Source organism: Chitinophaga pollutisoli, from assembly GCF_038396755.1.
Classification (GTDB): domain Bacteria; phylum Bacteroidota; class Bacteroidia; order Chitinophagales; family Chitinophagaceae; genus Chitinophaga; species Chitinophaga pollutisoli.
This window is the reverse complement of the sequence record NZ_CP149822.1, coordinates 5,811,805-5,836,052: the sequence shown is the minus strand read 5'-3', so window position 1 is coordinate 5,836,052 and position 24,248 is coordinate 5,811,805. Positions and strand designations below refer to the sequence as shown.

Here is a 24,248-nt window from a genome sequence, read left to right as displayed (position 1 = left end):
TCAAATTCGTACAATCACATAAACTACAAAGTGTTCCAGCGCAAACGGGCTCCTGTTCTCAGGGGCCTGTTTTGCATGGCCCGCGAAATGAAAACAGAAAGGCGGTACCGTGGTACCGCCTTTTCCAGTTATTCCGGAACGGATTAAAACTTCTCCAGGCCGGAGAAGAAGAAATTGCCTTCGATAGCTGCGTTCTCATCGGAGTCGGAACCGTGAACGGCGTTACGGCCGATGGATTCTGCGTAGATCTTGCGGATGGTGCCTTCCTCAGCCTGCGCGGGATTGGTGGCGCCGATCAGCTTGCGGAAATCTTCCACAGCGTTGTCTTTTTCCAGGATCGCTGCCACGATGTGGCCGCTGCTCATGAACTCAACCAGCTCGCCGTAGAAGGGGCGTTCTTTGTGCACTGCATAGAATTCGCCGGCTTTCTCAGCGGAAAGGCGGAGTTGCTTCATCGCTACAATGCGGAAACCTGCCGCGCAGATTTTGTCCAGGATGCCGCCGATGTGCCCGTTAGCCACAGCGTCGGGCTTGATCATGGTGAAAGTTTTGTTGCTCATATTGGTAATTGGTCGTTATACGTGAGTAATGCCTTTTTGCGCCGCAAAAGTAATCACATTTTGATTACCTGTAAAAAATTTTGAAATTCTGGCTCAAATGGTGAACTTCGCACTTCATTTGCTTAAACGAAAATAACCGCTTTTAGCGGCTACAACCTTTACTAATCATCATTTTAGGAATGAAGCCGATCGAGGATATTAAGCCACTGCTGGAAAGCCCCAAGAAGGTGGTCATCACCATGCATCAGAAACCCGATGCCGACGCCATGGGCTCTTCACTGGCCATGTTTCATTATCTCCGTCGGAAAGGGCACGACGTCACCGTTATTTCGCCCACCAATTTCCCTGATTTCCTCAAATGGATGCCCGGTTGCGACCAGGTGGTGGATTTCGAATCGCAGAACGACAAGGCCATGAAAGCCCTTGAAGGCACCGAAATCCTCTTCTGCCTCGACTTCAACGCCATGAGCCGTACCCGGAACATGGAACCCCACCTGGAAAGGCTCCACAGCGTGAAAGTCCTCATCGACCACCACCTTGAACCCCAACCGGTGTTCGATTTCGGCGTGAGCGACACCTCCGCCGCCTCCACCGCGCAGCTGGTATATGAGATGATCTACCGCCTGGGCGACGAACATTACATCGACAACGACATCGCCCAGTGCATCTATGCCGGCACCATGACGGATACCGGATCCTTCCGGTTCGCATCCACCAGCGCCCGCGTTCACCGGATGGTGGCCGATTTGCTGGAAAGAGGGCTGGAGCACGAATACATCCATCAGGCCATTTACGATAACTTCCTCGAAAACCGCCTCCGCTTCATCGGGCACAGCCTCCTGAACCGGATGGAAGTGTTTTATGAGACCAATACGGCCATCATGGCCATCCCGTACAGCGACCTGAAACGGTTCGATCTGCAAACGGGGGACACCGAAGGACTGGTAAATTTCCTTTTATCCATCCAAGGCATTAAATTAGCGGCGCTGATCATCGACCGGAATTCGGAAGTAAAGCTGTCTTTCCGCTCCAAAGGCAATTTCGACGTAAATACCTTTGCCCGGAAATACTTCGAAGGCGGTGGCCATTTCAACGCCTCCGGCGGCAGGAGTTCCGATTCGCTGGACCGCACCGTGCAACGCTTTATCCGCGCCATGCACGAGAACGAAGACTTATTGCAATAAAATCTTAACCGGCCCGATAAAACCGGTTGAAACACTCATAAACTCAATCGTAAAGATGAAAACAAACAATCTGTTACTTGTTGCGCTGGGAGGCCTTGCTCTGGCCAGCTGCGGTAAAAGCGGGCCCAGAAAAACACCGGGCGGCATCGAGTTCATCGTTCCCAAAGAAGGTAAGGGCGAAAAACTGAAAGAAGGGGATACCATCCTCGTTCACTTCTCTTCCTACCTGAACGACTCCTCGCTGATGTCTTCCCGCGAGCAGGCACCTTCCGGCATGCCGCTGGTACTGCAAAAATCCATGAACAAGTACGATCTCATGGACGGTTTCGCGATGCTGACCGAAGGCGATAGCGCCGTATTCCTGCTGCCGGTAGACTCCATGCCCCAAATGCCTCCCATGGCCAAGAAAGGTGATGTGATGAAAGTGGCATTCGTGGTAGAAAGCAAATATTCCTCCGCCAAACAAAACGAAAAAGACGAGAAGGAAATCGCTGAATACATCAAGAAAAACAACCTGAACACCCGCAAGTCTCCCAAAGGCGTTTACATCGCTGAGACCGTTGTTGGTACCGGCGCACAGGCAAAAGCCGGCGACGAAGTGAGCGTGAACTACACTGGCAAGCTGCTCGACGGCACCAAGTTCGACTCCAATACCGACAGCACCCTGCGCCCCGGTATGCCGCTGGAGCCCCTGAAATTCAACGTAGGCGAAGGCCGCGTGATTCCGGGATGGGACGATGCGCTGGCGCAACTGAAAGTAGGTTCCAAAGCTACGATCGTGATCCCGTCTTCCCTCGCTTACGGCCTGAACGGCTCCGGCCCCTTCATCAAGCCTAACAGCATCCTGGTGTTCGACGTGGAACTGCTCGAAGTGAAACCCGCTCCCGCAGCACCCGCAGCACCGCCTGCTCCCGCTAACTAAGCAAAAGCAATAGATTGCACATATGTAAAGCCCGGCCACCGCGCCGGGCTTTCTTTTTCCTCCCGCCTTCCGCCCCGGATAATTTACAGCTACTTCCCGTTAACGTCATTCCTGCTGCATGTATATAGTAAGTATATAAAACGGTTAATACGCCCGGTTGGGGGAAAATAGTATCGGTGAAATGGGCTTATTGCAGGATGAAAGCGGGTTTAAAGAGGGGTAATGTATATCATAGGTATATTAACAGTATATAAACCCGCTGCCATAGGGCATAAAAAAGCCCCGTTCCTTCACCGGGAACGGGGCTTTCTATGATCGGATGTTTTGATTAAAGGAATTTACCGCGCATGTCCGCATCCGGCACCATGCAAGCGTCCATCTTCCCGAACCAACGGTACCGGTTGCGCGCAATCCAGTCGTAGATTGCATTCCGGATAGATGCCGGCACGATCATGAAGGCCCACAGCAGGTTCCAGGGAAACCCCAGCCCGCGGGCCACCCGCAATGCCGCCGTGCTCTTGAGATATGGTTTCCCATCCCTGATCAGCACGAACGAATCCGTTTTTGCCCGGTCGATGCCATGTTGAGCCATCAGCCGTTGCCCTGCTTCAGATTGCAGCGGCGCGAAGCGGAAACGGCCGGCTTTGTCGTGGCGGAGCACGAAATTCACACTGCCGTTGCAAAAGCGGCAAACGCCGTCGAACAGTATGACGACCTTTCCTTCCATTAGTGGATGCCGGTGTAGTTATGCGGGGTGATGGCTTTCAGTTCTTTCTTCAGCGCCGCGCTGATCTTCAGCCCGTCGATGAATTTGTGCATCGTTTTCTGCGTGATCGCTTCCCCGCCGCGGGTCAGTTCCTTCAGCGCCTCGTAGGGCTGGGGATAGTTTTCGCGGCGCAGCACCGTCTGAATGGCTTCCGCCACTACGGCCCAGTTGTGCTCCAGGTCTTCGTGCAACTTCGCAGCGTTGAGGATCAGCTTGTTGAGGCCTTTATCCAGGCTTTTCAGCGCCAGGAGGCTGTGCGCGAAAGGAACGCCGACGTTGCGCAGCACCGTGGAATCCGTAAGGTCGCGCTGCAGGCGGGAAATGGGCAGCTTGGCCGCCAGGTGCTCGAACAGCGCGTTGGCGATGCCCAGGTTGCCTTCGGCGTTCTCGAAATCGATCGGGTTCACCTTATGCGGCATGGCGGAAGAACCTACTTCGTTTTTCTTGATCTTCTGCTTGAAGTAATCCATCGAGATGTACGTCCACACGTCGCGGGCGAAATCCACCAGGATGTTGTTCACGCGCTTCAGCGTATCGAATTGCGCGGCGATATTATCGTAGTGCTCGATCTGGGTGGTATACTGCATACGTTGCAGGCCGAGGTTGTTGTTCACGAACTTGTTGCCGAACTTTTCCCAGTTGATGGCCGGGAAGGCCACATGGTGGGCGTTGAAGTTGCCGGTAGCACCGCCGAATTTGGCGGCGAAGGGGATTTCGCCGAGGAGTTTGATCTGGCCTTCGAGGCGCTCCACGAACACCTGGATCTCTTTGCCCAGGATAGTGGGGGAAGCAGGCTGGCCGTGGGTGCGGGCGAGCATGGGAATGGCTTTCCATTCCTTCGCCAGCTTCTTCAGGTGGAGGATGAGATTGGAAATGGCCGGGAGGTATACGTGTTCGATGGCGTCTTTCCAGAGCAGGGGCGTGGCGGTGTTGTTCACGTCCTGGGAAGTGAGGCCGAAATGCACCCATTCCAGCTTATCTTCCAGCCCGAGGCGCTTCAGCTCGTTTTTCAGGAAGTATTCCACGGCTTTCACGTCGTGGTTGGTCACTTTTTCAGTGTCTTTCACCAGCTGGGCCTGCTCCACGGTGAAATCTCGGTAGATGGCGCGCAGGGCTGGCAATTTGGCTTTGGGGAGGGTGAACAGCTTCTGTTCGGACAGGGCGATGAAGTATTCCACCTCCACCTGTACCCGGTAACGGATCAACGCATATTCGGAAAAATAAGGGGCCAGTTCTTCGAGCTGGCCTCTGTAACGCCCGTCTACCGGGGAAATCGCAGTTAAAGCTTGTAATTGCATCATGTTAATATTATCCTGTCAATAAAGCCCCCGGTTATCCCAAAGCAGGTAATTACGGGAATTACTTTAATTTAGCAGGCTCAAAATTACAGAAATTGGAACGGAAAGTAAAAGTAGCAGCAGTGAGTTATCTGAATACGAAGCCTTTATTATACGGATTCAGGGAACACCCGGTACTGCGGAACATGGAGCTGACGGCGGATTACCCGGCTAAAATAGCCGCGCAGCTGATAGATGGAACGGTGGATGTAGGGCTGGTTCCCGTGGCGATCATCCCCAAACTGAAGGAATCGCATATCATTTCCGATTTCTGCATCGGTGCGGAAGGCCCCGTTGCCTCCGTTTGCCTCTTCAGCGAAGTACCCCTGAAAGATATTAAAAGAATTTTCCTCGACTACCAGAGCCGCACTTCTGTGGCGCTCCTGAAAGTGCTTGTACGCGAATACTGGAAGCTGGACGTCGAGTTCGTGGAAACCACGGGCGACTACCAGCACCTCATCACCGGTACCGACGCTGGACTGGTGATCGGCGACAGGGCCCTGGAACAGCGGCTGATTTCGTCGTTTATCTTCGACCTGGCCGAGCACTGGATCCGGTTTACGAGCCTGCCTTTCGTGTTCGCCGCCTGGATCAGCAACAAGCCGTTGCCCATCGAATTCATCCAGCAGTTCAACGACGCCAATGCCATCGGGCTGAACAACATCCCCGCGGTGGTCGCCGAAAACACGTACGGGCCTTATGACCTGACGGTCTACTACACCAAAAACGTCAGCTACCGCCTCACGCCCAGCAAGCGCCAGGGGCTGCAGCGTTTTCTGGCTTACCTGCAATAATCCCGCAGGATTTGCTTAAATTAGGATAGAGCAAATCTGTTCGGTATGAAGATCGCCATCCTCGGGTCCGGCGATGTAGGGCTGACACTGGCCGGCGCATTCCTGGCGCGCGGCCATCAGGTGATGATCGGTACCCGGCACACGCAAAAGGAAGGCTTGCTGGATTGGCAAGCGGCGCACCCCGCCGCCCAGGCAGGCACATACTCGGAAACGGCCGCATTCGGGGATGTGGTGGTGCTTTGCACCGGGTGGACCGGCACCAAAGCCGCCATCGAAATGGCCGGTATCTGGAATTTCAAGAAAAAAATCGTGATCGACGTGACCAACCCGCTCGACGGCAAGGGCCCCGACGCTTCGGGGCGCCTGCATCTCTCCACAGGCAACGCCCGCTCGGGCGGGGAACAGGTACAAAGCTGGCTCCAGGAAGCCCACGTCGTGAAAGCCCTCAACTCCATCGGCAATTCCGGCATGATCGCACCGGCCTTTTCGCAAGGTACGCCGGCCATGTTCATCGCCGGAAACGACGACCTCGCCAAACTCGCCGTAACCGACATTCTCGGACAGCTGGGCTGGAAAGATGTGGTGGATACCGGCGACATCGCCATGAGCCGCCACCTCGAGTCCCTCGCCGTGATCTGGTGCGCATACGGCTTCCGTAACGGCACCTGGGACCATGCCTTCGCCCTGCTCCGCAAATAATCAGGCTGCTGTTTTCGTATGCTTCCGGAACGCCCGGATGGCCAGCATCGCGCCCCACAGCGTGAGAACAGCGGCCATTACGAAGGGCGCGGCCGGGAAGTACATCGGCGCCGTGTCTTGCGTGAAGAAATGGAAGAGGCCCGTCATGAGCAGGGGCCCCACGATGTTGGTGAGGCTGATCAGGCTGGTGAAGGTGCCTTGCAGTTCGCCCTGCTCGTCGGGTGGCACCTGGTTGGAGATAATCCCTTGCAGACTGGGCCCGAAAATACCGCCCAGGCCGTAAAACGCCAGGATGGCGAACATCATCCAGCCGGCCGTGGCCAGGCCGAACAGCAGGAAAGAAATCCCGTAAATCAGCAAACCGATATACACCGCCCGGCTGTAGCCGATCTTAGGCAGCAACCACCGGATCAGTACACCCTGTACGATGATGGTCATCATCCCTGAAAAAGAAAGCGAATACCCCACCATTCCGGTCGACCAGTTGAAAACCAGCATAGTGTAATAGGTCCAGTTGCTCTGGATGGCGTGGATAGCCGTGAAAATGAGCACCACCGCGCCGAGCAGCGGATAAATATTCCGGTATTGCTTCATTTGCCGCAGCCCGCCCCAGGGGTTGGCGCGCGCCCAGCTGAAAGCCCGGCGGTTTTCCGGTTTGAGGGATTCCGGGAGGATGAAATATCCGTACAGCGCATTCAGCAGCGACATGCCGGCCGTGAGGAAAAAAGGCGCCCGCAGGCCCCAGTGCTCGCTCACTGTTCCGCCGATAACGGGGCCTAATATGAAACCAACGCCGAAAGCCGAACCCAGGAGCCCGAAGTTCTGCGCGCGTTTTTCAGGCGTGCTGATGTCTGCGATATAGGCGGAAGCGGCCGTCATACTGGCGCCCGTGATCCCGATGATGATCCTTCCCACAAACAGCCAGAAGATATTGGGCGCATAGGCGAGGAACAGGTAATCGATCCCCATACCGGCCATGGATAACAGCAATACGGGCCGGCGGCCGTACTTATCGCTCAGCCCCCCAAGGATAGGCGCGAAAAAGAACTGCATGATGGCATATGCGAAGGTGAGCCAGCCACCGTACCACGAAGCGTCGCTTTCGTTGCCGCCGATCAGTTGTTCGATCAGCTTTGGCACCACCGGGATAATGATCCCGAATCCGATGAAATCGATCAGTAATGTAATGAAAATGAATGCCAATGGTCCCGAAAAGCGCCGCATAGTGTGGTGAAATTTGCGCAAAACTACAGGAATAAGGGAAGGAGAGTAGGGTAAAATGACATATTGCATTCATGGAATGATGTTTGCCTGACACTCCATATCACATCATTGTTTCACTTTAAAACCCTTTATTATGTTACGTTGGGCAGTTATTTTCCTGATCATCGCCATTGTAGCGGCTATATTCGGATTCGGCGGCATCGCGGCGGGCGCCGTGGGCATTGCTAAAATCCTCTTCTTCATTTTCCTCGTCCTGTTCGTGATTTCCCTCATCGGAGGACTGATGCGCCGTTAAGGCCGGAATTTCAGGCTTCCTGCATGGAAATAAGCTGGATGGCATCCGGACAGGCGGCGAAAGCCTCCCGGAGGCGGTCCCCGTGTGTATCGGTAATGAATACCTGCCCGTAATCGGGTTGCAACACCAGTCGGATCAGCCGGGAAACTCTTTCCTGGTCCAGTTTTTCAAATACATCATCCAGCAACAGGATGGGAGGGAAGCGCTTGTGCGCGCGGATCGCCTCGTATTGCGCCAGTTTGAGAGCAAACAAAAAGCTCTTGCGCTGGCCTTGCGAGGCGCTCGTTTTCATAGGATGCTCGTCGAGCAGGAACAGCAGGTCGTCGCGGTGGATGCCCTGTGTCGTGCGCTGCACCTGCTTATCACGGAGCCGCGACTGGGCCAGCAATTGCGCCAGGGGCTGTTCGTTGAGCTGGCTCTGGTAGCGGAAGGCGACGGTTTCGTGGCTGCCGGCCAGGTAATCGTAGCGTTCCTGTACCTGGTCGATGAATGCGGGAAGGAAGGCTTTGCGGGCTTCGTAGACGGGCGTTCCGTGCTGCACCAGCTGCTCGTCGAATATATCGAGGAGCGGATCGGGGCTGTGGATCAGGGAGGCCATGGTCTTGAGCAGGGAATTCCGCTGCTGGAGTACTTTATGGTAGGCAAGAAGATGGTCGAGATACCCGGGCACGAGCTGCGACAGGAGGCCGTCAAGCCACTTGCGGCGGTCTTCCGAGCCACCGAGGATGATTTCGGCATCGTCCGGCGCGATCATGACGGCGGGGAAATGGCCGATATGGCGGGAAAAGCGGTCGTAGGGCTCATCGTTGAGGGCGATATCCTTTTTACCGTCTTTCACGGTGCACACGATCTTTTCATCCTGGGCGTGGCGGCGGAGCTGCGCTTCCAGCCGGAAGCCGTTCATAGTATATTGCACGTTCTGGCTTTCGGCGGTGGAGAAATAACTTTTGGTGAAACAGAGATAGTATATCGCGTCGAGCAGGTTGGTTTTGCCCGAACCGTTGCGGCCGGTGATGCCGACGATGCGGGAATGGAACCGGAAGGTGCGGTGCGAATAATTCTTGAATTGCGTGAGCGCTATGGAGGATAATGTCAACAAGCTGTCTGATTCATTTAATCTGCCGGAATGCCGTCTGCCGCAAGGGGTTAAGACATCCTTCTGCAAAATTGCTTGAATTTGCAGATTTTCCTGTTATATTTGCGAACAAATTTAGAAATAGTGCAAACTTTAACAGACGTGAAAACGAAATTCACCAAAGAGACATATCTGTACTGGTACGAATTGATGCTGTTACTGCGTCGCTTCGAGGAGAAGGCAGGGCAATTATACGGAATGCAGAAGATACGCGGTTTCTGTCACCTGTACATTGGTCAGGAGGCGATCGCGGCAGGTGCTATGACGGCTACGAAACCCGGCGATAAATTCATTACGGCATACCGCGACCACGCATTGGCGATCGCGAAAGGAATTTCTGCGAAGGCCTGCATGGCCGAGCTGTATGGTAAAGCTACCGGCTGCTCCAAAGGTAAAGGCGGATCGATGCACTTTTTCTCCAAGGAACACGGCTTTTTCGGCGGCCACGGTATCGTGGGCGCACAAATAGGGACCGGTGCAGGCCTGGCATTCGCCGAGCAGTACCTGGGTACCGATAACGCGGTATTGGCATTCTTCGGCGACGGCGCCGCCCGCCAGGGTATGCTGCACGAAACGTTCAACATGGCCATGCTGTGGAAACTTCCCGTAGTATTCATCTGCGAGAACAACCATTACGCTATGGGTACATCCGTGGAGCGCACTTCCAACGTACTTGACATTTACAAACTGGCAGATGCTTACGAGATGCCCGCCGATTCGATCGACGGCATGAGCTGCGAAGCCGTTCACGAAGGCATCGCCCGTGCGGTAACCCGTGCACGGGAAGGCGGCGGGCCCACCCTGCTGGAAATCAAAACATACCGCTACCGCGGCCACTCCATGTCCGACCCGGCTAAATACCGCACCAAGGAAGAAGTGGAAGAATATAAGAACAGGGATCCGCTGACCATCGTTGAGCAAACGCTCCTGAAAAACAAATGGGCCACGCAGGCAGATCTGGATACGATCGCCGAAAGAGTGAAGGCTGAAGTGGAAGAATCCGTGAACTTCGCGGAAGAAAGCCCCTGGCCGGCCGACGACGAGCTGCTGAAAGATGTTTATATTCAAGAAGATTATCCGTTCATCGTCGACTAATCCATTTCCCTGTCTACCTATTATATTTTATGCAAACAACCATGGCAGAAAATAAAGCAAACACCAAACAGCCCGATGCGGCGGTGAAAAAACAGGACTTCGATCTGCAGGCCACTGCGGACAGGGCTTCTGATTTCTACGGCAAGAACAAGAACATCATCAATATCGTGGTGCTGGCTTTTGTGATCGGCTTCGGCGGATACTTCGCCTACAAGCGTTTTGTAAAAGCACCGGCGGAAGAGAAAGCGCAGGTAGCCATCTTCCAGGCGCAGAACTTCTTCGCGGCCGATTCCCTGGCCAAAGCCCTCAACGGTGACGGCAACAATTACGGTTTCCTCCAGGTGATCGACAAATACGGCAGCACCAAAGCCGGTAACCTCGCCCGTTACTACGCAGGCGTTTGCCATGTTCGCCTCGGCGAATACCAGAAAGGCATCGACCAGCTGAAACAGTTCTCCAGCAACGACCTCGTTGTATCTTCCATCGCAAACGGCCTCATCGGCGATGCTTACATGGAACTGAACAACGCCGCCGACGCAGTGAGCTACTACAAAAAAGCAGGCGCTTCCGATAACGAGATCACTTCGCCCATGTACCTCATGCGCGCAGGCCTGGCACTAGAAAAAGCCAACAAACCTGATGAAGCGATCGCCGTTTACCAACAAATCAAACAAAAATACCCCCGCACCAACGAAGGCCGTGAAATGGAGAAATACCTGGCAAGATTGGGCGTGGTGAAATAATCCGGGAAATGTCCGTACATAATCAGACTTTACTCAACAACACTGGCACTCTTCAACTGGAAGGTGCCAGTGTTGTTATTGTATCTACAGAATGGAACGATTTCGTCACCAACGAACTGGTGGCAGGCTGCCAGCGCACGCTCGACGAATATAAAATCGCCCACCGCACCCATATCGTGCCCGGCTCCTTCGAGCTGCCCTTCGCCTGCAAACAAATCTGGGAACAAACCCGCGGCACCGGCCTGCAACCTTCGGCCATCATCGCCTTCGGCTGCGTCATCCGTGGAGAAACTCCGCACTTCGATTATGTCTGCAACGCTGTAACCGATGGTATCCTTCAACTCAACCTCGAACTCCCCGTTCCCGTCATTTTCGGCGTACTCACCGTGAACACGGTGGAACAGGCTACCGACCGCCTCGGCGGCGCGCATGGCCACAAAGGAGAAGAAGGCGCGCTCACCGCACTGAAGATGATCGGATTTCAACGTCAGTTGGCAAAAAGTGCCCGATAAAAGCGAAGTTTACAGCAGTATCGAATGCTGGAAGCCCGTAACTTTGACTGCTCATTACCCAAACTGATACCATCAGCATGAACGTACATCTTTTCATTCCGTGCTTCGTAGACCAGCTCTTTCCTGAAACCGCCTTCAATATGGTGAAAGTCCTAGAGAAACTGGGCTGCACCGTGCATTACAACCCTAACCAAACCTGCTGCGGACAGCCCGCTTTTAACGCAGGTTACCAGGACGAATGCCGGAGCGTAGCCACCAAATTTCTCAAAGACTTCCACGTATACGACTATATCGTGGCGCCCAGCGGCTCTTGCACCGGATTCGTGCGCAACTATTACGGCAAACTGTTCGATAATTCCGCCGCGCATAACGACGTGAAGCTGCTCCGCAAAAACCTGTATGAGTTCACCGAATTCCTGACCGACGTACTGAAAGTCACCGATCTCGGCGCTACCCTCGAAGGCGTTGGCACCTATCACGACGCCTGCGGCGCCCTGCGCGAATGCGGCATCAAGGAAGGCCCGCGCAAACTGCTGGCCAACGTGAAAGGCCTGGAGCTGCGCGAAATGAACGAATCGGAAACCTGCTGCGGATTCGGAGGCACCTTCGCCGTGAAGTTTAAACCCATCTCCCTCGGCATGGGCGAACAGAAAGTGCATAACTCGGCTGATACCGGCGCGGATTACCTTATCTCCACCGACCTCAGCTGCCTCATGCACCTCGACGGCTACATCCGCAAACACGGACAAAACATCAAAATCATGCACATCGCGGACGTACTGGCCAGCGGCTGGTAACCCCGCATCATAAAGCAATTCGGAATGCAATACTGGTTAGTGAAATCGGAACCGTTCAAATATTCCTGGGACCAATTCGTGAAAGACAAGCAGACGTTCTGGGACGGTGTCCGCAACTACGCCGCCCGCAACAACCTCCGCTCCATGAAGAAAGGAGACCAGGTATTGTGGTACCATAGCAACGAAGGCCTGGAAATCGTAGGCATCGCCAAAGTGGTAAAGGAATCCTACCAGGACCCCACCACGCCCGATCCCGCCTGGCTGGCAGTAGACCTCGCACCGGTGAAGAAGCTTAAAAAGCCCGTCACCCTCGCGCAGATAAAAGCCGAGAAAAGCCTCGCCAACATGGACCTCATCCGGCTCGGCCGCTTGTCGGTCGGAACGGTGAAGCCCGAAGAATTTGAAAAAATCATGGAAATGGCGGGTATGTAAACCCGCCATTTCTTTTTCGTTCCCCTTCAAACCCAACGAACATGAAACCCAAACTCGTCGTGCTCACAGGTGCAGGCATCAGCGCCGAAAGCGGCCTCCGGACTTTCAGAGACTCAGACGGTCTCTGGGAAGGCCACGACGTCTACGAAGTCGCCTCACCCTCCGGCTGGCAGCAGAACCCTTCCCTCGTACAGGAATTCTACAACCTGCGCCGCAAAGACGTGCTTGCCGCACGGCCCAACGCCGCCCATACCGGACTGGCAGCGCTGGAACAGTGGTACGACGTGCGCATCATTACCCAGAACATCGACGACCTGCATGAACGGGGCGGCTCTTCGCGGGTGCTTCACCTGCATGGAGAAATCCTGAAAATGCGCAGCGTGCATGACGAAACCAAACTCTACGATATCCGGGAAGATATCGCCATGGGGCAGGTGGCTCCGGACGGCGGGCAGTTCCGTCCGCACGTGGTATGGTTCGGGGAAGATGTGAGCATGATCCAGCCAGCGGTGCTGGAGATCGTACAGGCGGATATATTCGTGCTGATCGGAACCTCGCTGAACGTGTACCCCGCAGCCGGATTGGTGAATTACCTGCGGGCGGATGTACCGCGGTACATCATCGACAAGAAGATCCCGCCGGTGAGCGATTCGCACGACTGGACGCTGATCGAGAAGCCTGCGACGGAAGGCGTGGGGGAGTTGCTGCGATTGTTACGCCCATAAAAAAGCCGCCCAAACCGGGCGGCCCATACTTTCACATGTTCAACCTCCTCTGAATAGGAGTAGTCATAGGAAAAATGACTTGATCCCGTGCGCGGGTTGAATCGTTGGCCGGTAGCAATACTTTTTGGTTAGTCGAAAGATTCCTCGAACCTGATATCGAATTCCTCCAGTTCGCGGAGGACGGGATTGTAGATTTCCGGCATTATGGGGATCTGGAGCCCGGTGAGGCTCACCTGGCCGGAGAGCACGAGCTTCGCCAGGATACCCAGGGGCAGACCTACGGTTTTTGCCATTGCGGTGCGCAGATTGTCTTCTCCCTGCACGATCATATAACTTGATAACTTAGTGCTCATGTTCCGCCGCTCGAACTCGATTTCGTGGAGCATGACGATCATGTCTTTGTCGGATGGTTCCATTCTCAGGCGGGCTTCGAGCACATGTTGCAGGACGCCCGCGTCGGTTTGTTCTCCTAAGTTAATCAAATCCCCGTTTAAAATCCCTAAAAATTTCAGTTGGCGGATAAGTTTGCTTTTGGACGAAACGCCAAGGAACTGCGCGACATTTTCTTCTGCGGAGAGGTTGGGGTCGGCGGAGATGTGCCGGGTGGTCCAGCCGGCGTAGGTGAGCTTGTCGGTCTGTTGTTTCTCCTTATCGTTTGTCAGCCCCAGTTTAACGATCGCGTTCCAGCCTTCGCAGAAGTCGGGGTAGCGTAGGGTGGCGCGCATGAAGGTGGGGATATTGGAAAGGTTGTAGATATCGGTGTAGTTGAGGGAATCGCGGTTGGGATACCAGGCGAGTTTGCCGAGGCCGGGCACCTGGATGGTTTTGGACTGGTCGAACAGGTGTTCATAGGGCACTTCCTTCACTTTTCCCTTTTCGCGGTAGATGGCGCCGGAGGAGCCTGCCAGTACGATGTTCCGGGCATTCCAGGAGATTTTGTACTGCCAGGGGTTGTCGTTGCTTTCGGGGGAAATGAGGCCGCCGCAATAGGAGCGGAAGCAGGAGATCTGGCCGCCTTTTTTCTCGATCGACTGGATGAGTTTCATGGCGGACATGTGATCGATTCCGGGATCGAGGCCCATTTCGTACATGAAGAGGAGGCCGGCGGCTTCGATTTCTTTTTCGAGCTGGCGGATTTCCGGATCCACATAGGAAGCGGTAAGGAGGTTCTTGCCGAATTGCAGGCAGTCGCGCGCCACAGTGATGTGGAGGGCGGGGGGAAGGAGGGAAATGACGAGGTCGGTTTCCTTCACAAGGGGTTGGCGGACGGACGGATCCTTCACGTCGATCGCCGCTGCAGTGGCATAATACGACTTGCCGATCTTGGATTTGATCAGCATGAGGTCGTTGTCGGCCACGGTGATGTGCCATTTTTGCCGGGGCGCGTTGGCCAGCAGGTAATCGATCAGTACGGTCGCAGACTTGCCGGCGCCAAACAATAGAACATGCTTCATAAGAGACTCGATGGTTAAAAACTACCAAACGAAAACAATAAATTCCGGTGAATGTTCAGACAAGTGTACTTTTCCGAACCTTCGTGATATTGTTCCCAATGGAATGTAAGGGCTGATTTTCATAGGGTTATAAACAAATTGCTTGCCAATTTGTGATCGGCTGGTATATATCAATTTTAAGATATATAGAACATTTACCGGAGATGATGCGAAAGTAGGAATATTCCCTCATTTTTATTCACATTCCGCCCCCATAGCGCCTGAATACGGCTCAAATTCGTTATATTTGCTCTTTATTTAAGGATACGGAAAAACCTGTAAACCAATAACATAATGATAGAGAACACGGACAATCAAGACAATCAAAAGGAAGGTAGAATTGTTCAGATCAACATTGAGGAGCAGATGAAGACCGCTTACATCGATTATTCGATGTCTGTGATCGTGGGCCGCGCGTTGCCGGATGTAAGGGATGGTTTCAAACCTGTTCACCGCCGCGTGCTGTTTGGCATGTATGAACTGGGGAATACGCATAACAAACCTTACAAGAAATCTGCCCGTGTTGTTGGGGACGTAATGGGTAAATACCACCCGCACGGCGACTCGTCCGTTTACGACACCATGGTTCGCATGGCGCAGCCCTGGTCGCTGCGGTATATGCTGATCGACGGTCAGGGTAACTTCGGTTCCATCGACGGCGATATGCCTGCGGCCATGCGTTATACGGAGGTCCGCCTCCAGAAGTTCGCGGAAGCCATGCTGGAAGACCTCGATAAGGATACGGTGGATTTCACGCTCAACTTCGACGATACGTTGCAGGAGCCCCTGGTACTGCCCACCCGCATTCCCAACCTGCTCGCCAACGGCGCGTCCGGTATCGCGGTAGGGATGGCCACCAACATCATGCCCCACAATCTCTCCGAGCTCGTGGATGGTCTGACGGCCATGATCGACGACCGCAACATCACCGTTGAAGAACTCATCAAACATATCAAAGCGCCCGACTTCCCGACCGGCGGTATCATCTATGGCTTCGAAGGCGTAAAAGCGGGCTTCGAAACCGGCCGTGGCAGGGTAGTAGTACGCGGTAAGATCAATTCGGAGACCAGCAAAACCGGTAAGGAAAGACTGGTGATTTACGAATTGCCTTACCAGGTGAACAAAGCCGTGCTGCACCAGAAAATCGCGCAGCTGGTGAACGACAAGGTAATCGAAGGGATTTCCGACGTGCGCGACGAGAGCGACCGCGAAGGCATGCGCCTGGTGATCGATCTCAAGCGCGAAGCGATCCCCAACGTGATCATCAACCAGCTGTACAAATATTCCGAGTTGCAGACTTCTTACGGCATCAACAACGTGGTGCTCGTGAAAGGCCGCCCCAGGATCATGAACCTGAAGGAGCTGCTGGAAGAATTTATCGAATTCCGCCACGAAGTAGTGACCCGCCGTACTGCTTACGAATTGCGCGAAGCGGAAAAGAAAGCCCACATCCTGGCGGGTTACCTCATCGCGCTGGACCACCTCGACGAAGTGATCGCCCTTATCCGCAACTCCGCTACACCGGACGTGGCAAGGGAAGGGCTGATGAGCAACTTCGGCCTGAGCGAAATCCAGGCGAAAGCCATCCTGGAACTGCGCCTCCAGCGTTTGACAGGCATGGAGCGCGATAAAATCCGCGAAGAATACGAAGAAATCATGCAGTTGATCGGCAGACTGAAAGAGATCCTGGCAGACGAAGGCCTGCGTATGGGCATTATCAAAACGGAACTGGAAGAAGTGAAAAAGAAGTTCGGCGACGAACGGAAAACTGAGATCCAGTACCTGGCGGCCGAAATGCGCATCGAAGATATCATCGCCGAAGAAGACGTGGTAATCACCATTTCCCATCTCGGTTACATCAAACGCACTTCCGCTTACGACTACCGCCAGCAGAAACGCGGCGGCCGCGGGGCGATCGGCGGCAAAACGCGTGACGAAGATTACATCGAGCACCTGTTCGTGGCTTCCACGCACCATACCATGCTGTTCTTCACCGAAAAAGGCCGTTGCTACTGGCTGAAGGTGTACGAAATCCCCGAAGGGGAGAAAGCCAGCAAGGGCCGCGCCATCCAGAACCTCATCCAGCTCCCGTCAGACGACAAGATCCGCGCGATCATCGATATCAAGGACCTGGGCGATAAGGACTTCATCAACAACCACTACATCGTACTCTGCACCCGCAACGGTATCATCAAGAAAACCCTGCTGGAAGAGTTCAGCCGCCCGCGCACCAATGGCGTGAACGCCATCACGGTGAATGACGGCGACCAGCTGCTGGAAGCCAAGCTAACCAACGGCAACAGCGAAATCATGATGGCCGTGAAGAGCGGCCGCGCGATCCGTTTCCCTGAAAATACCGTGCGCGACACAGGGCGCGGCGCCATCGGGGTACGCGGCATCGAGGTAGATAACGAGAAAGACGAAGTTGTTGGTATGATTTGTGTTGATAAGGAAGACAAGACGAAAACCGTGCTCGTGGTTTCCGAAAAAGGCTTCGGCAAACGTACCGACATCGAGGAGTACCGTATCACCAATCGCGGGGGCAAAGGGGTTAAGACTATCAGCGTAACTGAAAAAACCGGTCCATTGATCGCCATCCTGGACGTTACTGAGAACAACGACCTCATGATCACCTGTAAATCAGGCATTACCATCCGTATGGCAGTGGGCGATGTCCGTGAAGCAGGGCGCGCTACGCAGGGCGTAAGGCTTATCCGTATGGACGAGTCTGACGAAATAGCGGCAGTGGCACGGCTCGACGAGCAGGAGGAAGAAGAAGTTGTGGAAGGAGTTGAAGGAGCAGAAGGTGCTGAAGGCGCAGAAAGCGCGGAAGGTACCGGTGAAAACGCAGAAGGTGCTGAAGATGCCGGAAACGGTGAGGAAGCGGCCAGTGAAGACGCGGGACAGCCTGCAGAAGAATAAACCACTAACAATTAACGATAATTATTTAAAAACCTGAGCCACATGAAAAAACTATTTGTAACGCTTCTCTTTTGCGGCGCCGGATTTGCAGTCATGGCGCAAAAAGCAAAGGTGAACAGTGCAGATGAATACCTGAAAAGCGACAAAATCGACCAGGCGAAAGCTGATATCGAGGCGGCGCTCGCTCACGAAAAAACGAAGGACGATGCTAAAACCTGGTACGTGAAAGGCAAAATCTATGAAGCCCTGGCTACCAAGAATAAAAGCGCGGCCGACGCGGAAATTGCTTACGAGTCTTTCAAGAAAGCCCTCGAAATCAATCCTAAACTGCCGGAAGCCCTCCTGGAAATGAATAACCGCATGTTCAATGTGTACGCCACCATCGGCAACGCCGGTTATGGCAACCTGAACGAACAGAAGTGGGATTCGTCCTACCTCTATTTCCAGAAAGCCGTGGAAGTGCGCGACTACTATAATGGCAAAAACCTCGGCGGTTCCATCCCCACCGACACCGCCATGGTATTCTACGCCGGTTACGCCGCGCAGCAGGCCAACAAAAAGGACGAAGCCTTCGCCCTGCTGAAAAAGGCCGCCGACCTCCAGTTCAAAACCGAACCCGCCCTGTACGTAGTACTCGCGCAGCAATATGAAGAGCGCGGCGACAATGCCAACTGGCTCGGTACCATCGAAAAAGCGAAAGCCCTCTTCCCGGCTGACAAACGCTTTAACGACATGGAAATGCTCTACTATTCCAAAACCGGTAAAACGGATGAACTGCTGAGCATGCTCGAGAAAAAGGTAAACGATAATCCCAGCGACTTCAGCCTCGTACTGGATTACGCCATCCGCCTCGATAACGTAGCCAATCCCCGCGACGAAAAAGGTAACGACATTGCCAAGCCTGCCAACTACGACGCACTGATGACCAAAGCAGAAGAAGCGTACAAGAAAGCACTGGCACTCAAGGGTGACGACGCCACCGCCAACTTCCAGCTCGGCGCACTATACTTTAACCGCGCAGTAGCCAGCAACAAGGATCTCAACAACCTGCCCAGCAAAGAGCAAACCGGCCCGAAAGCGAAAGAACTGCAAGCCAAAGTACAGTCACTCATGGACCAGGCCCTGCCTTTCTTCGAAAAAGCAGACGCCGGCTTCACAGCGATGGGCGCTAACATGGAAGCCAGCGACAAACGCACCTTCGAAAGCGCACTCTACGCGCTTCAGAAAATCTACGCTATCAAAAACATGAATGATAAAGTAGAAACCGTGAAAAAGAAACTGGAAGGTCTCAACTAAGGCTTACCAAAATGATAAAAAAAGGCAAGGGGCATCCCTTGCCTTTTTTGTTGCCACGCCATCCCCCAATCGCCCAAACTGCCGCAATAATTCCACAGTCGTTATCTTACACAAACAAGTAAGTGATTATCATGAACTTACGTTAGTAAACTGTTAATCAATCACTATCAGTTGAGATAGTTTTATATGTATCTCGTGAATATCCGTTGGCATGGTAATTACCGTATGTTATTGGTAAACATGTAATTGATTCAATTAACCATATCAAATCCTTACAATTATGGTCACACGAACAAAACCTACTGACATGCAGGAGCAACATCACGACAACATGCTGATGAAAGACGCCAACAGGCAGGAGCGTTACGGAGAACAAGAGGAATATAACGACGATAAAAACAATCGTCTAGAAGGGTATGATGAAAACGAATTGGATGCCGCCGACCGTCGTAATCAGCGTGAAGCCAACCTGGCTGATGGTGATGCCGCTGCGCATGGGGAAACGCAAAAACGCACTCCCAGCAGAAGGGGCTTTGCGGCAATGGATAAAGAAAAACAACGCCAGATTGCCAGTAAAGGCGGGAAGGCCTCCCACGGCGGTGGCCGTAAACCCAGCAAACCCCGCTGAGGCGCATAAGATCATTGTAAAGGCGTGTAACCGTAAGCGGTGCACGCTTTTTTTATGCCCCGGCAGGTAATTTGCGTACATTCATATCCAATCCCAATTATATGAAAGCTGTTGCAGTCAATCAATTCAAAAGCGTTCCCCAGTTCGTGGAACTGCCCGAACCCGCCGTGAAAGACGGCACCATCCGCATCCGCCTCGCCGCGGCCGGGCTCAATCCCTTCGATTGGAAATTGGTGGACGGCATCCTGGAAAACACGATGCCGCACGTATTCCCGCTCATCCTGGGGGTCGACGGGGCCGGCGTTGTAGATGCGGTGGGTGCGGGCGTTAAACGTTTCAAGCCGGGCGACCGCATTTTCGGGCAGATGATCCATCCGCCCATCGGCGAAGGATCTTACGCGGAATTCGTGACCGTCCCGGAATCGGCGGCGATCGCGGAAGCGCCGCACTCCATCCCATTGACGGAAGCGGCCGCTTTACCCACTGCGGGCATGACCGCCCTGCAGCTCCTCGATCGTTCCGGGCTCGCGGAAGGGCAGACATTGCTGCTGATTGGCGCCACCGGCGGCGTGGGGGCGTTTATATTGCAGATGGCAAAGGCCAGGGGAATCCATGTGGTGGCCACTGTGTCGGGAGATGAGGCGGCGGAGCGCGTCCGGCAGCTGGGTGCAACGGAAACCATCAATTATAAATCCGCGCCGGTGGAAGATCAGTTTGCCGGCGGGGCCGATGCGCTGATCGACCTGGTGAGCCCCAAATCCGGGTTCGATAAGATGCTGCCGCTGGTGAAGAAGGGCGGTCATGTGTATACCACGCAGTTTGTAGCCGACAAGGAACATCTACATGAACTGGGGCTGAAAGGCGGCAACTTCGAGACGAAGGGCAGCCCGGCCTCCCTCGACGCGCTTCGCGACCTGGTCGATAACGGGCGGCTTACCATGCCGGTGGACCGCAAATTACCGCTGGAGCAGGCGCCACAAGCCATCGCCGATAGCCGGGCGTCCCGGAGCAAGGGGAAAACCATCCTGGTGATCGATGATTCGCTGGATTGAATTCGCTATAACTGTTTTTCCGCCGCCGTTGCCCGGGAAACCGGCCTGCGGCGGTGGTGTTTTACCCCAGCTGTTCGCGGGTCTTTTTGGGCAGTCCTTTTACGACGAGGTCGTATGAGTTGCGGGTCCATTCGAGGAGGAGCCGGTCCGGGATGGAGCCGTCGAACAAAACGGTGTTCCAGTGTTTTTTATTCATATGATACCCCGGCAGTACGCCTTCATATCTTTCGCGGAGCTCTTCCACATCTTCCGGGTCGCATTTCAGGTTGATGCTTTCGAACGCATCCACATCCACTAAAGCGAATATTTTTCCCATGACGGTAAATACAAGGGTCGCTTCCCCAAACGGGAATCCTTCGGCGGTACCGGGGAGGGTAAGGCAGAAATCCTGTAGCTTTTCGAGATTCATGACTACAATTTACGGAAAACTCCCCGCGCTGAAAAACGCTTTTACCGGCAGGAATCCTCACTATTTTTCATACATCCATCCAACTGGTAAACATTAAAATATCACTCCTCACCGGAAAATTTACATGAATGCAAACGTGTGTTAATCAATCTGTATTTACAATTTAATGTTAATTAACTCCTGGGTTTTTCATTCTTGTTGATAGCGAAAAATGAAGCAAGTGCCGTTAGAAATTTACACTCAGTAAGTTGAGTGAGGTATCAGATGGGTATTGATTATCAGCATTTTCCCCATTTTACCTGAAAACCGCCTTTAACGGAGCCGAAAAACGCCTTCCCGGTATATGTGGCAACTCCGAAATTTGAAGCTGCGGTTATGCGGAATATGTGATGAAAAACGGTAATTTGGGGCACCTTGAAAACCGTTTGGCAACATCCCGTATCCTTCCACATTACACGCAATAAAAACCTATATGAGTACATTCAAATCAATGCTGATCCCCGTTTTAACCCTGGCCGCCGGAGTTGCGGCAGGTTATTACTGGTCCAATTCCCAAAGCGCGGGCGGCGGGTCTGCCGGTAAAGATTCCTCGCAGTATGTCTGCAATTCCAAAACAGTTGTGCCCGAAGACGCACTGATGTCGGTAGACACGGCTTACGCCATGATCGCCCGGTATGGCGCCAACCTCCCGCCGGATTCCGCACACACCCGCAGCATCTGGTTCTCGACGGAGCGTATTCATGCCTTGTTGTGCGTCATGCAGCGCGACAAAATGAGCGGCGTCCGTTTCTACCTGGCCAATTACGCCGACGATTACCCCATTCCACACGAGGAAGGCACCATCGGCCACATCCCCATCAAACCTTATTGGGGCCACACCACGCTTGTAATGGTTACCACCCGGGAAGAAAAGAAAAAGCATGTCGACCACATCCAGGTTACACCAGATAACAGGCCCACCAAAGGCATGATTGCACTGAGCGGTCCTCCGGACGATCCTGAAAACAACGGCGAAATGTGCCCGCCCCCTAAAAACTGTTTCGCAAGAGGCGCGTATTTCCTCGCACCCAATGTGGACAGCACTAAAAGCCATATTTACAAATAATGCAATATTTCACCGTCAACACGGTTGCTGAATGGATCTGCTTCCTCACCGCCCTTGTATGCCTCCGGCGCGACAAGGACCCGGTGTGGAGGCGGTTTCCATTCTACCTTTTCCTAGTTTGCCTGGTGGAAACCGGCGGCATTTACATGCGCGCCGTACTCCACGCACCCAATGCTCCATTGTACAACCTGTATATGCTGGCCGAATGTTTCGCCATCACCACCTTCCTGTACCACCTCATGAAACCTTACGGGATCAGTATCTGGGTCCCGGTTGTATGGGGGACCGTATTCCTGTCCGCCTGGCTCACAGAATCTTTTTCCCATCAATTCGGATATTATTCGCCGCTCACGGCCGCTTTGATGTCGATGGTCATGGTAACGGGATGCCTGTACTATTTTTTCCTGGTGCTCCGCGACGATAAATACATCCGCCTTTCCACCCATCCGCCGTTCTGGTGGGTGAGCGGCACGCTCATGTTTTACTTCGGCGGGATCGCCACTTACATCTTTTTTCAATACCTCCTGGAAGCTTCTTCAGCTGAAGGCATCCGCTTTTCGCTCCGGTATGTTATTTTTAAGGTCCTGAATGTGCTGTTATACGGCAGCTGGACATATGCTTTTATATGCAGGTACCGACAAACGAAATACTAACCCTTATCATTTGGGTGAGCGCCGTCTTCCTCCTGGCGCCGCTGTTCCTTATCGTATACGTAACCGTGTACAACTCCCGGAAAAAGAAGCATTTGGAAGAAACGGAGCGCCTGCGCAACGCGTTCCGGACGGAATTGCTGCAAACCCAGATGGAAGTGCAGGAGCAAACGCTCAAGACGATTGGCAATGACCTGCACGACAATATCAACCAGCTCCTCGGGCTGATGACCATCACACTTTCCGCCGTAGACCTGTCCGACAAGGAAAAGGCCGCCGGAAAGATCGCCGCGGCGGAGGAGCTCGCCCGGAGATCTATCCGGGAAATCCGCGCGCTTTCACGCCTGATGCACGGGGAGGAGCTTGTGGGCAAAGGGCTGGCCAATGCCATTGCGTTCGAGCTCGACTGGCTGGAGAAATCCGGGCGCTACCAGCTCCACCGCACGGGAAACCTCACGGGCATGCCTAAACACCCGGAAACGGAACTGTTCGTGTTCCGCATCTTCCAGGAAACACTCCATAACATTATCCGCCACGCCCAGGCCACGTCTATTTCCATTGAACAATCCTGGAACGACAACACCCTGACCCTCACACTTACCGACGATGGCGCCGGCTTCGACGTCGAAGCCGCACTGGCCCGGCAGTCGGGGATGGGCCTTCAGAATATCCGGAAAAGGGCTTCCATGATAGGGGGCTCCGCCGTAATCCGGTCGGCCCCGGGCAAGGGGTCGTCCGTCACCATCACCGTTCCCCGCACAATCCAGCACCATGCAACATAAGACCATACAGATCGCTATCGTGGACGACCACACGCTGTTCCGGCAGGGACTGACCAGCCTGTTGTCCGAATACCCGGAGATCCACGTAGCTTTCGAAGCCGCCAATGGCGCCGAAATGAAAGACCGCCTCACGGCTGCGCCCGCGCCCGATGTGGTGCTGATGGATATTAACATGCCCGTCATGGACGGGTTTGAATCCACCCAATGGCTAAAACAATTCCATCCGGATGTGAAAGTATTGGCGCTCAGTACATTCGAAGACGACAAGCCCATCATCAAAATGCTCAAGAACGGAGCGGGCGGTTACCTGGTGAAGGAATCCCGGATCGCCGATGTAGTGCAGGCCATCCGGACGATCCACGAACAGGGATACTTCCTTAACGAGCTGATTTCCGCCAAGATGCTCCGCAGCATCCAGGATAATCCGACACCCGGCGCGCTGCAGGTGCAGTTGAGCGACAATGAGATTACGTTTCTCCGGTTGTGCTGTTCCGAGCTCACGTACAAGGAAATCGCCGCGGAAATGAAACTAAGTCCACACACGATCGATAACTACCGGCAGGAGCTGTTCGACCGGCTGGCGATCAAATCGCGGACGGGCCTCGTGTTGTTTGCCATTAAAAATGAATTGTACGCCCCCTGACCTGGGTTTTCTGAAAATAAAGATCCCCGGCCTGGATGAAGGGACCGG

26 protein-coding genes are annotated in these 24,248 nt (G+C 53.9%); 19 read left to right on the top strand and 7 right to left on the bottom strand.

Annotated elements, in window-relative coordinates:
* Positions 1–143: 143 nt before the first annotated feature.
* Positions 144–560 carry a nucleoside-diphosphate kinase gene (locus tag WJU16_RS24855; RefSeq protein WP_298715739.1) on the bottom strand — a complete coding sequence of 139 codons (417 nt, stop codon included), beginning with the start codon at positions 558–560 and terminating at the stop codon, positions 144–146.
* Between the two features lie 179 nt (positions 561–739).
* Between WJU16_RS24855 and WJU16_RS24850 the strand changes: the two genes are divergently transcribed.
* Complete coding sequence (locus WJU16_RS24850; RefSeq protein ID WP_341836053.1) at positions 740–1,744, top strand: DHH family phosphoesterase; 1,005 nt, start codon at positions 740–742, stop codon at positions 1,742–1,744.
* Between the two features lie 55 nt (positions 1,745–1,799).
* The gene (locus WJU16_RS24845; RefSeq protein ID WP_341836052.1) at positions 1,800–2,666 is read left to right on the top strand and encodes an FKBP-type peptidyl-prolyl cis-trans isomerase; all 867 of its coding nucleotides are present in this window, start codon (positions 1,800–1,802) and stop codon (positions 2,664–2,666) included.
* A gap of 328 nt (positions 2,667–2,994) precedes the next feature.
* On the opposite strand, the gene WJU16_RS24840 is transcribed toward WJU16_RS24845, so the two are convergent.
* Both WJU16_RS24840 and purB read right to left on the bottom strand, forming a co-directional pair.
* Positions 2,995–3,393, bottom strand: a complete 399-nt coding sequence (locus WJU16_RS24840; protein WP_341836051.1) for a thiol-disulfide oxidoreductase DCC family protein — start codon at positions 3,391–3,393, stop codon at positions 2,995–2,997.
* Positions 3,393–4,733 carry an adenylosuccinate lyase gene (gene purB, locus WJU16_RS24835; RefSeq protein ID WP_341836050.1) on the bottom strand — a complete coding sequence of 447 codons (1,341 nt, stop codon included), beginning with the start codon at positions 4,731–4,733 and terminating at the stop codon, positions 3,393–3,395. Before purB ends, WJU16_RS24840 begins: the two co-directional genes overlap by 1 nt.
* A 92-nt stretch (positions 4,734–4,825) precedes the next feature.
* On the opposite strand from purB, the gene WJU16_RS24830 reads away from it, so the two are divergent.
* Together WJU16_RS24830 and WJU16_RS24825 are read left to right on the top strand one after the other, a co-directional pair.
* Positions 4,826–5,563 carry a menaquinone biosynthesis protein gene (locus WJU16_RS24830; RefSeq protein ID WP_341836049.1) on the top strand — a complete coding sequence of 246 codons (738 nt, stop codon included), beginning with the start codon at positions 4,826–4,828 and terminating at the stop codon, positions 5,561–5,563.
* A 45-nt stretch (positions 5,564–5,608) separates the two neighbouring features.
* The gene (locus tag WJU16_RS24825; RefSeq protein WP_341836048.1) at positions 5,609–6,262 is read left to right on the top strand and encodes an NAD(P)-binding domain-containing protein; all 654 of its coding nucleotides are present in this window, start codon (positions 5,609–5,611) and stop codon (positions 6,260–6,262) included.
* Here WJU16_RS24825 and WJU16_RS24820 read toward each other — a convergent pair whose 3' ends face one another.
* Positions 6,263–7,486: a TCR/Tet family MFS transporter gene (locus WJU16_RS24820; RefSeq protein WP_341836047.1), complete on the bottom strand. Its 1,224-nt coding sequence runs from the start codon at positions 7,484–7,486 to the stop codon at positions 6,263–6,265.
* Positions 7,487–7,619: 133 nt separating this feature from the next.
* On the opposite strand from WJU16_RS24820, the gene WJU16_RS24815 reads away from it, so the two are divergent.
* Entirely contained in the window at positions 7,620–7,781 is a 162-nt protein-coding gene (locus WJU16_RS24815; RefSeq protein ID WP_298715037.1) for a DUF1328 domain-containing protein, read from the top strand.
* 10 nt (positions 7,782–7,791) lie between these two features.
* Here WJU16_RS24815 and recF read toward each other — a convergent pair whose 3' ends face one another.
* The gene (gene recF, locus WJU16_RS24810) at positions 7,792–8,880 is read right to left on the bottom strand and encodes a DNA replication/repair protein RecF (RefSeq protein WP_341836046.1); all 1,089 of its coding nucleotides are present in this window, start codon (positions 8,878–8,880) and stop codon (positions 7,792–7,794) included.
* 138 nt (positions 8,881–9,018) lie between these two features.
* Here recF and pdhA point away from each other — a divergent pair, with 138 nt between their 5' ends.
* The 6 genes from pdhA to WJU16_RS24780 all read left to right on the top strand — a co-directional run bounded on the left by pdhA (position 9,019) and on the right by WJU16_RS24780 (position 13,220).
* On the top strand, positions 9,019–10,011 hold the full coding sequence (pdhA, locus tag WJU16_RS24805) for a pyruvate dehydrogenase (acetyl-transferring) E1 component subunit alpha (RefSeq protein ID WP_404980354.1): 993 nt from the start codon (positions 9,019–9,021) through the stop codon (positions 10,009–10,011).
* Between the two features lie 41 nt (positions 10,012–10,052).
* Positions 10,053–10,754 (top strand): tetratricopeptide repeat protein, encoded by a 702-nt coding sequence (locus tag WJU16_RS24800; protein ID WP_341836044.1) that lies wholly within the window; start codon positions 10,053–10,055, stop codon positions 10,752–10,754.
* Positions 10,755–10,762: 8 nt separating this feature from the next.
* Positions 10,763–11,266 (top strand): 6,7-dimethyl-8-ribityllumazine synthase, encoded by a 504-nt coding sequence (gene ribH, locus WJU16_RS24795; RefSeq protein WP_341836043.1) that lies wholly within the window; start codon positions 10,763–10,765, stop codon positions 11,264–11,266.
* Positions 11,267–11,343: 77 nt separating this feature from the next.
* Positions 11,344–12,063, top strand: a complete 720-nt coding sequence (locus tag WJU16_RS24790) for a (Fe-S)-binding protein (RefSeq protein ID WP_298715029.1) — start codon at positions 11,344–11,346, stop codon at positions 12,061–12,063.
* 24 nt (positions 12,064–12,087) lie between these two features.
* Positions 12,088–12,495, top strand: a complete 408-nt coding sequence (locus tag WJU16_RS24785) for an EVE domain-containing protein (protein WP_126243817.1) — start codon at positions 12,088–12,090, stop codon at positions 12,493–12,495.
* Between the two features lie 41 nt (positions 12,496–12,536).
* Complete coding sequence (locus WJU16_RS24780) at positions 12,537–13,220, top strand: Sir2 family NAD-dependent protein deacetylase (protein WP_341836042.1); 684 nt, start codon at positions 12,537–12,539, stop codon at positions 13,218–13,220.
* 128 nt (positions 13,221–13,348) lie between these two features.
* On the opposite strand, the gene WJU16_RS24775 is transcribed toward WJU16_RS24780, so the two are convergent.
* Positions 13,349–14,674 (bottom strand): saccharopine dehydrogenase C-terminal domain-containing protein, encoded by a 1,326-nt coding sequence (locus WJU16_RS24775; RefSeq protein ID WP_341836041.1) that lies wholly within the window; start codon positions 14,672–14,674, stop codon positions 13,349–13,351.
* Positions 14,675–15,007: 333 nt separating this feature from the next.
* Here WJU16_RS24775 and gyrA point away from each other — a divergent pair, with 333 nt between their 5' ends.
* The 4 genes from gyrA (at position 15,008) to WJU16_RS24755 (ending at position 20,611) form a co-directional block, all read left to right on the top strand.
* Entirely contained in the window at positions 15,008–17,635 is a 2,628-nt protein-coding gene (gene gyrA, locus WJU16_RS24770) for a DNA gyrase subunit A (protein ID WP_341836040.1), read from the top strand.
* 42 nt (positions 17,636–17,677) lie between these two features.
* Positions 17,678–18,931 (top strand): hypothetical protein, encoded by a 1,254-nt coding sequence (locus WJU16_RS24765; RefSeq protein ID WP_341836039.1) that lies wholly within the window; start codon positions 17,678–17,680, stop codon positions 18,929–18,931.
* A 307-nt stretch (positions 18,932–19,238) separates the two neighbouring features.
* On the top strand, positions 19,239–19,559 hold the full coding sequence (locus WJU16_RS24760) for a KGG domain-containing protein (RefSeq protein WP_341836038.1): 321 nt from the start codon (positions 19,239–19,241) through the stop codon (positions 19,557–19,559).
* Positions 19,560–19,660: 101 nt separating this feature from the next.
* Positions 19,661–20,611, top strand: coding sequence for an NADP-dependent oxidoreductase (locus WJU16_RS24755; RefSeq protein ID WP_341836037.1), 951 nt, complete (start codon positions 19,661–19,663; stop codon positions 20,609–20,611).
* A 61-nt stretch (positions 20,612–20,672) separates the two neighbouring features.
* Here WJU16_RS24755 and WJU16_RS24750 read toward each other — a convergent pair whose 3' ends face one another.
* Positions 20,673–21,020 (bottom strand): MmcQ/YjbR family DNA-binding protein, encoded by a 348-nt coding sequence (locus WJU16_RS24750; protein ID WP_341836036.1) that lies wholly within the window; start codon positions 21,018–21,020, stop codon positions 20,673–20,675.
* A 472-nt stretch (positions 21,021–21,492) separates the two neighbouring features.
* Between WJU16_RS24750 and WJU16_RS24745 the strand changes: the two genes are divergently transcribed.
* The 4 genes from WJU16_RS24745 to WJU16_RS24730 are packed head-to-tail and all read left to right on the top strand — an operon-like array spanning position 21,493 to position 24,200.
* On the top strand, positions 21,493–22,125 hold the full coding sequence (locus tag WJU16_RS24745; protein WP_341836035.1) for a hypothetical protein: 633 nt from the start codon (positions 21,493–21,495) through the stop codon (positions 22,123–22,125).
* The gene (locus tag WJU16_RS24740) at positions 22,125–22,778 is read left to right on the top strand and encodes a hypothetical protein (RefSeq protein ID WP_341836034.1); all 654 of its coding nucleotides are present in this window, start codon (positions 22,125–22,127) and stop codon (positions 22,776–22,778) included. The genes WJU16_RS24745 and WJU16_RS24740 overlap by 1 nt, the downstream gene beginning before the upstream one ends.
* Positions 22,751–23,557 (top strand): ATP-binding protein, encoded by an 807-nt coding sequence (locus WJU16_RS24735; RefSeq protein WP_341836033.1) that lies wholly within the window; start codon positions 22,751–22,753, stop codon positions 23,555–23,557. The genes WJU16_RS24740 and WJU16_RS24735 overlap by 28 nt, the downstream gene beginning before the upstream one ends.
* Positions 23,547–24,200, top strand: coding sequence for a response regulator transcription factor (locus tag WJU16_RS24730; protein WP_341836032.1), 654 nt, complete (start codon positions 23,547–23,549; stop codon positions 24,198–24,200). The genes WJU16_RS24735 and WJU16_RS24730 overlap by 11 nt, the downstream gene beginning before the upstream one ends.
* Positions 24,201–24,248: the final 48 nt, after the last annotated feature.